Below are 7,841 nucleotides of genomic sequence, written 5' to 3' on the forward strand. Positions count from 1 at the left end.
GCTCGCTCCCACAGGGAAATGCATTCCAATTGTGGGAGCGAGCCTGCTCGCGAAGAGGCCGGTCCAGTCACTACAAAATCTCAACCTTGCCCCGGCACGTTCGGCCAAAGATCCGCCACCAGAAACAACCGCTCGGCTTCTTCCCAGTCGCCATTGGCATTTTCCGTCAACCGCACCAACAACTGCGCCGGTGCTACGGGCGACAACTCACTCAACCACGCCTGCAATTGCCCGTTACTCCAGGTCTGTTCGGCAGGGTAATGCGCCGGCGCCAGCCAGGCATGGCGGGGCAGGGGTTGCCAGCGACCGGGTGGACTTTGCCCGATAAATTCGGGCCAATCCTTCTGATGCAGCCAGCGACCGCGCAAATGCTGTGGATGCGCACCGCCCGGAGGCACCGCTGGGCCGGGCCACGGATACAGCAAGTAGCCGCCCAGCCACAAATGCGCGCTGAATTGCCGGATATCCAGTGCCGCCAGGACTTCGCGGCTCTCCGGCCGGGCGGAAATCGGCAGTTGATGCTGGCTCAGGTGCGTGAGTTTGCGATCCAGTCGATCGTGGCACCCGGGGCCGAGCCACTGAGCGGTGTCGCGTCCATCCCCATTCTGCGGGCCAAGATAGAGCTTGATCGCCAGTTCCAGGTGATGCACGCCGTCGCGGTCGCGCAGCAGCATATCCAGCTCGCCCAGGGTGTGGCCTTCACGGCGGATCGGCATGTTGGCGGCAATCAGTTCGATGCCCGGTGCGTGTTCGACGGCAAATTGCCAGAGACGCTCGTAGTAAAGGCCCAGGCGCCGGGTGCGGGCCTGGGACAACCAGTGCAGCAAACCGTAGCTGTCCTGGTCCAGCCGCCGCAGCCAGTGTTCCAGGCGATCCGGCGCCTGTACCCAGTCGCTGCCGGCCAGCGGATGGCGCTGCGGCCACGGCGTGTCGGCGAGCATCGGCGGCGCCAGGATGACCCACGCCAGGTCGCGCACTTCGGGGTGGTGCAACCGGTGGGGTAACTGCAACAAATCTGGAAATAGGATCATCTTGCGAGCATAGCCTCAAACAGGAGTACATCCTTGTCGCTGAAAGGATTTTGTCTATCCCGAGCTTTCGCCCATAATCGTGCTTTTCGCCGTCGCAGAGCTTAGGGACCCCATGGAGCAATTTCGTAATATCGGCATCATCGGACGTCTCGGCAGTTCGCAGGTACTCGATACCGTCCGCCGACTGAAACGGTTTCTGCTCGATCGTCACCTGCACGTGATCCTCGAAGACACCATCGCCGAAGTCCTGCCGGGCCACGGCCTGCAAACCTCGTCGCGCAAGATGCTCGGCGAAGTGTGTGACATGGTGATTGTGGTCGGCGGTGACGGCAGCCTGCTCGGCGCCGCCCGGGCGCTGGCCAAGCACAATATCCCGGTGCTGGGGATCAACCGGGGCAGTTTGGGTTTCCTGACCGATATCCGTCCCGATGAGCTGGAAGTCAAGGTCGCCGAGGTGCTCGACGGTCATTATCTGGTGGAAAACCGCTTCCTGCTGCAGGCCGAAGTCCGTCGCCATGCCGAGGCCATCGGCCAGGGCGATGCGCTGAACGACGTGGTGCTGCACCCTGGCAAATCGACGCGGATGATCGAGTTCGAACTGTACATCGACGGCCAGTTCGTCTGCAGCCAGAAGGCCGACGGCCTGATCGTCGCCACGCCCACCGGTTCGACCGCCTATGCGCTGTCGGCGGGTGGACCGATCATGCACCCCAAGCTCGACGCCATTGTAATTGTGCCGATGTACCCCCATACCTTGTCGGGCAGACCGATTGTGGTCGATGGCAACAGTGAGCTGAAAATCGTCGTGTCCAAGGATATGCAGATTTACCCGCAAGTCTCGTGTGACGGGCAGAACCACTTTACCTGCGCGCCCGGCGATACCATCACCGTGAGCAAGAAAGCCCAGAAGTTGCGGCTGATCCACCCGCTCGACCACAACTACTACGAAGTCTGCCGGACCAAGCTCGGCTGGGGCAGCAAGTTGGGTGGTGGAGGCGACTGATGCTCGATCCCGCGCGTAGCTACGACCTGATCGGTGACGTGCACGGTTGCGCTCTGACCCTTGAGCATTTGCTCGACCGGCTCGGTTATCACAAACAAGGTGGCGTCTGGCGCCATCCTTCGCGCATGGCGGTGTTCGTCGGCGACATCATCGACCGCGGCCCGCGGATTCGCGAGGCGCTGCACATCGTCCACGACATGGTCGAGGCCGGTCAGGCGCTGTGCATCATGGGCAACCATGAATTCAACGCCCTGGGCTGGGTCACGCCGGCGCTGCCTGGCAGTGGCAAGCAGTTCGTCCGTGAGCACACGCCGCGCCACGCCCGATTGCTGAATGAAACCCTGACCCAGTTCGAACATCATCCGGGTGACTGGCATGACTTCCAGCAATGGTTCTATGAGCTGCCGCTGTTCGTCGACGCCGGACGCTTCCGGGTGGTGCATGCCTGTTGGGACGCCGGCCTGATCGAACCGCTGCGGGCGCTGTTTCCCGATGGGTGCGTCGATGAACACTTCCTGCAGGCGTCGGCCATGCCGGGCAGTTTCGCCTGCACCGTGTTCGACCGCCTGCTGCGCGGCACCGACATGCGCCTGCCCCATGGCCTGACCATGACCAGCGGCGATGGCCTGACCCGTTCGTTCTTCCGCACCAAATTCTGGGAGGACGACCCGCAGACCTATGGCGACATCGTGTTCCAGCCCGATGCGCTGCCCGATCCGGTGGCGCAAACGCCGCTGTCGTCCAGTGAAAAGAACAACCTGCTGCGTTACGGAATCGACGAGCCGTTGCTGTTTGTCGGCCACTACTGGCGCAGCGGCAAACCCGCGCCGATCCGCCCGAACCTGGCGTGCCTGGATTACAGCGCCGTGCTCTACGGCAAACTGGTCGCCTATCGGCTGGATCAGGAAACGCGGCTCGATCCGCATAAATTTGTCTGGGTCGATGTCGAGCGGCCAGAGGTTTTGCAATGAAAGAGAGGTTGCAATGAGTGCTGTGGCGGTATTGCGTCTGCCGCTGGCGGTGGACCTCAGCGGTTTCGTCAAATTGTTGCAGCGCATGCAGGTGCCGCACCGGGTCAGCGAAGAGGCGGGCGAGCAGGTGTTGTGGGTGCCGGACAACATCAGCGAAGACGTGCGCGCCTTGTATGAGCGGTTTCCGGAGGGCGATCCCGATCAGCAACTGGATGTCCCCGTGGCACAAACCGTTCGCCGTCCGGGTTTCGTCGTGCAGCTGCGCTACGCCAAAGCCACTGCGCTGGTCTTGCTGTTGAGCCTGCTGGTCGGCGCGCTGACGATGCTGGGCGACAACCTGGATACGATGCACTGGCTGACCTTCCTCGATTTCCGCATCGTCGGCGAGTACATCCATTTCACGCCTTTGGCCGACAGCCTGGCGGCGGGGCAGTGGTGGCGACTGGTCACGCCGATGCTGATCCACTTCGGCATCCTGCACCTGGCGATGAACGGCATGTGGTACTGGGAGCTGGGACGGCGCATCGAGTCGCGCCAGGGCAGCGTCAACCTGATCGGCCTGACCTTGCTGTTCAGCCTTGTATCCAATTACACCCAATTTCTTTTCAGCGGCCCGAGCCTGTTCGGCGGGTTGTCCGGGGTGCTGTACGGCCTGCTCGGACACTGCTGGATCTTCCAGCTGTTGTCGCCGAACGCCGCTTATCGCCTGCCTCGCGGGGTACTGGTGATGATGCTGGTCTGGTTGCTGCTGTGCCTGTCGGGGCTGGTCTCGATGATCGGCTTCGGTGAAATCGCCAACGCGGCCCATGTCAGCGGGTTGCTCGTCGGATGCTTGACCGGTTTGTTGGGTGGTTTGTACAACCGCCGTAAACTGGCCGTCTGAAACAGTCTTGTAAGTAGAGAACGCGGAGACCCAATGTCCTCTTTTAACGAAATGATCAAGAACATCACCCCGGACATCTACCAGAGCCTGAAACTGGCGGTGGAAATCGGTAAATGGTCCGACGGTGGCAAGCTCACCACCGAGCAACGCGAATTGTCGCTGCAAGCGATGATCGCCTGGGAAATCCAGAATCTGCCCGAGGAAGAGCGCACTGGCTACATGGGCCCGCAGGAATGTGCGTCGAAGTCGATCGAAGTGCCGAATATCCTGTTCAAATCGGATGCCATCCATTGATCGAGATTGGCCGCGGTGCAATCAATAAAATGTCGGCGCGCCTGGACGGGCCGAACGTGCAATACGCATTTCGCCTGGGCGACGTCGAGGTTCCGGTCAATCCGTTGATCGGCACCACGGTGCGCCTGGAATACCTGGGTGCGATCCATTGCATCCATTGCGCACGCAAGACCAAAACCAGTTTCAGCCAGGGCTACTGCTACCCGTGCATGACCAAACTGGCCCAGTGTGACGTGTGCATCATGAGCCCGGAACGCTGCCATTTCGATGCCGGCACCTGCCGGGAGCCGGAATGGGGCCAGACGTTCTGCATGACCGATCACATTGTCTACCTGTCGAATTCGTCCGGGGTGAAAGTGGGGATTACCCGCGCCACCCAGTTGCCGACCCGCTGGATCGATCAGGGCGCCAGCCAGGCGTTGCCGATCGTGCGCGTCGCGACCCGCCAGCAATCCGGTTTCGTCGAAGACCTGTTCCGCAGTCAGGTCGCCGACAAGACCAACTGGCGCGCCTTGCTCAAGGGCGATGCGATTTCGGTGGATCTGGCCGGGGTTCGCGACCACTTGTTCGACAGCTGCGCCGAAGGCCTGCAAGGATTGCAGGAACGATTTGGCCTGCAGGCGATCCAGACGATCAGCGATGTCGAACCGCTTGAAATCCGTTTTCCGGTGGAGCAATACCCGGCCAAGATCGTCAGCTTCAACCTGGACAAGAACCCGATTGCCGAAGGCACGCTGCTGGGGATCAAGGGGCAATACCTGATCTTCGATACCGGCGTGATCAACATTCGTAAGTACACGGCCTACCAGCTCGCCGTGCATAGTTAAGGACTCCAGCATGCGCACCGAACAACCGAAGATGATCTACCTCAAGGACTATCAGGCGCCCGAGTACCTGATCGACGAAACACACCTGACCTTCGAGTTGTTCGAGGACCACAGCCTGGTCCATGCGCAACTGGTGATGCGCCGCAATCCCGAGCGTGGCCCGGGCCTGCCGCCGCTGGTGCTGGACGGTCAGCAGCTCGACCTGCTGTCGGTGACCCTGGCCGACCGCGAACTGACGCCTGCCGACTACCAGTTGACCGAGAACCATCTGACGCTGCACCCGACCAGCACCACGTTCACGGTCGATACCAGCGTGCGCATTCACCCGGAAACCAACACCGCGCTGGAAGGCCTGTACAAGTCCGGCACGATGTTCTGCACCCAGTGCGAAGCCGAAGGTTTCCGCAAGATCACTTATTACCTTGACCGTCCGGACGTGATGAGCACGTTCACGACAACCGTGGTTGCCGAGCAACACAGCTATCCGGTACTGCTGTCCAACGGCAACCCGATCGCCAGCGGTCCCGGCGAAGACGGCCGGCACTGGGCGACCTGGGAAGACCCGTTCAAGAAACCGGCGTACCTGTTCGCCCTGGTGGCCGGTGATCTGTGGTGTGTCGAAGACACCTTCACCACCATGACCGAGCGCACCGTGGCGCTGCGCATCTATGTCGAGCCGGAAAACATCGACAAATGCCAGCACGCGATGAACAGCCTGAAGAAGTCCATGCGCTGGGACGAAGAAGTCTACGGTCGCGAGTATGACCTGGACATCTTCATGATCGTCGCGGTCAACGACTTCAACATGGGCGCGATGGAGAACAAGGGCCTCAACATCTTCAACTCCAGCGCCGTGCTGGCGAAGGCCGAAACCGCCACCGACGCCGCGCACCAGCGGGTCGAAGCCATCGTGGCCCACGAATACTTCCACAACTGGTCGGGCAACCGCGTGACCTGCCGCGACTGGTTCCAGCTGTCGCTCAAGGAAGGCTTTACCGTATTCCGCGATTCGCATTTCTCCGCCGACATGAACTCGGCCACGGTCAAGCGCATCCAGGACGTGGCCTACCTGCGCACCCACCAGTTTGCTGAAGATGCCGGCCCCATGGCCCACGCGGTACGTCCGGACAGCTTCATCGAGATTTCCAACTTCTACACCCTGACCGTGTACGAAAAGGGTTCGGAAGTGGTCGGCATGATCCACACCTTGCTCGGTGCCGAAGGCTTCCGTAAAGGCAGCGACCTGTACTTCGAGCGCCACGACGGCCAGGCCGTAACCTGCGATGACTTCATCAAGGCCATGGAAGATGCCAACGCTGTCGACCTGAGCCAATTCAAGCGCTGGTACAGCCAGGCCGGTACGCCACGCCTTGCGGTCAGCGAGTCTTACGATGCGGTGGCGAAAACCTACAGCCTGACTTTCCGCCAGAGCTGCCCGCAAACCCCGGACAAGGTGGAAAAACTGCCGTTCGTGATCCCGGTTGAATTGGGCCTGCTGGACAGCAAGGGCGCCGAAATTGCCCTGCGCCTTGCCGGTGAAGCGGCGGCGCAAGGTACTTCTCGGGTCATTTCGGTGACCGAAGCCGAACAGACCTTCACCTTCGTCGACATCGCCGAACAGCCACTGCCGTCGTTGCTGCGCGGCTTCTCCGCGCCGGTGAAACTGAGCTTCCCGTACAACCGCGATCAGCTGATGTTCCTGATGCAGCACGACAGCGACGGATTCAATCGCTGGGATGCCGGCCAGCAATTGTCGGTGCAGGTGCTGCAAGAACTGATCGCCCAGCAACAGAAAGGCGAAGCGCTGGTCCTCGATCAGCGACTGGTTTCGGCCTTGCGCACGGTGCTGTCCGATGAGTCGCTGGATCAGGCGATGGTCGCCGAAATGCTCTCGCTGCCGAGCGAAGCGTACTTGACTGAAATCAGTGACGTGGCGGATGTCGAAGCCATTCACATCGCCCGCGAATTTGCCCGCAAGCAATTGGCCGACGCGCTGTTCGAAGGCCTGTGGCTGCGTTATCAGGCCAACCGCGACCTGTCCAAGCAAACCCCGTACGTGGCCGAGGCCGAACACTTCGCCCGTCGTGCGTTGCAGAACATTGCGCTGTCGTACCTGATGCTCAGCGGCAAACCGGAAGTCCTGGCGGCGACGCTGGAGCAGTTCGATGCGTGCGACAACATGACCGAGCGTTTGACCGCACTGGCCGTGCTGGTCAACTCGCCGTTCGAAGAGCAGAAAGCCAAGGCGCTGGCCAGCTTCGCCGCGCACTTCAGTGACAACCCGCTGGTCATGGATCAGTGGTTCAGCGTCCAGGCCGGCAGTGTGTTGCCGGGTGGACTGGAGCGGGTCAAGGCGTTGATGGAGCATCCGGCGTTCAACATCAAGAACCCGAACAAGGTGCGGGCGCTGATCGGCGCGTTTGCCGGGCAGAACCTGATCAACTTCCATGCGGCGGATGGTTCCGGGTATCGCTTTTTGGCGGATCTGGTGATCGAGCTGAACGGGTTCAATCCGCAGATCGCTTCTCGGCAGTTGGCGCCTTTGACGCGCTGGCGCAAGTACGACAGTTCCCGTCAGGCGTTGATGAAAGGGGAGCTGGAACGGATTCGGGCTTCGGGGCAACTGTCTAGTGATGTGTTTGAGGTGGTCAGCAAGAGCCTGGCTTGATTGGGTTATCTCTCTCCCACAGGTTTCACCCGGATCCTGTGGGAGCGAGCCTGCTCGCGAAGGCTTTGTGTCAGGCGACCGTTTTTTTGGAGGGTGTACATATCCATTCCTGCGGTAACGGCCACTTATGGTTTCGCCCTTACGGCGAGTCCCTTTTGTCAAAC

General features: G+C 60.9%; 7 protein-coding genes. 6 read left to right on the forward strand and 1 reads right to left on the reverse strand.

Annotated features, from left to right (window positions below; translation table 11 throughout):
* Window positions 1-80 precede the first annotated feature (80 nt).
* Window positions 81-1,031, reverse strand: coding sequence for a DUF1853 family protein (locus ACW9HW_RS27335; RefSeq protein ID WP_095194935.1), 951 nt, complete (start codon window positions 1,029-1,031; stop codon window positions 81-83).
* Window positions 1,032-1,143: 112 nt separating this feature from the next.
* Here ACW9HW_RS27335 and ACW9HW_RS27340 point away from each other — a divergent pair, with 112 nt between their 5' ends.
* Genes ACW9HW_RS27340 through pepN form a run of 6 tightly spaced genes read left to right on the forward strand, consistent with a single transcriptional unit; the run spans window position 1,144 to window position 7,677 of the window.
* On the forward strand, window positions 1,144-2,034 hold the full coding sequence (locus ACW9HW_RS27340; protein ID WP_034146463.1) for an NAD(+) kinase: 891 nt from the start codon (window positions 1,144-1,146) through the stop codon (window positions 2,032-2,034).
* The gene (locus ACW9HW_RS27345) at window positions 2,031-3,005 is read left to right on the forward strand and encodes a metallophosphoesterase (RefSeq protein WP_371917526.1); all 975 of its coding nucleotides are present in this window, start codon (window positions 2,031-2,033) and stop codon (window positions 3,003-3,005) included. Before ACW9HW_RS27340 ends, ACW9HW_RS27345 begins: the two co-directional genes overlap by 4 nt.
* 13 nt (window positions 3,006-3,018) lie before the next feature.
* The gene (locus ACW9HW_RS27350; protein ID WP_457402416.1) at window positions 3,019-3,888 is read left to right on the forward strand and encodes a rhomboid family intramembrane serine protease; all 870 of its coding nucleotides are present in this window, start codon (window positions 3,019-3,021) and stop codon (window positions 3,886-3,888) included.
* A 33-nt stretch (window positions 3,889-3,921) separates the two neighbouring features.
* Window positions 3,922-4,182, forward strand: coding sequence for a YeaC family protein (locus ACW9HW_RS27355; RefSeq protein WP_095194932.1), 261 nt, complete (start codon window positions 3,922-3,924; stop codon window positions 4,180-4,182).
* Complete coding sequence (locus ACW9HW_RS27360; RefSeq protein ID WP_457402418.1) at window positions 4,179-5,009, forward strand: DUF2797 domain-containing protein; 831 nt, start codon at window positions 4,179-4,181, stop codon at window positions 5,007-5,009. The genes ACW9HW_RS27355 and ACW9HW_RS27360 overlap by 4 nt, the downstream gene beginning before the upstream one ends.
* Before the next feature lie 10 nt (window positions 5,010-5,019).
* Window positions 5,020-7,677 carry an aminopeptidase N gene (gene pepN / locus ACW9HW_RS27365; protein WP_457402420.1) on the forward strand — a complete coding sequence of 886 codons (2,658 nt, stop codon included), beginning with the start codon at window positions 5,020-5,022 and terminating at the stop codon, window positions 7,675-7,677.
* Window positions 7,678-7,841 lie beyond the last annotated feature (164 nt).

Source organism: Pseudomonas sp. SDO5532_S415 (genome assembly GCF_054071155.1).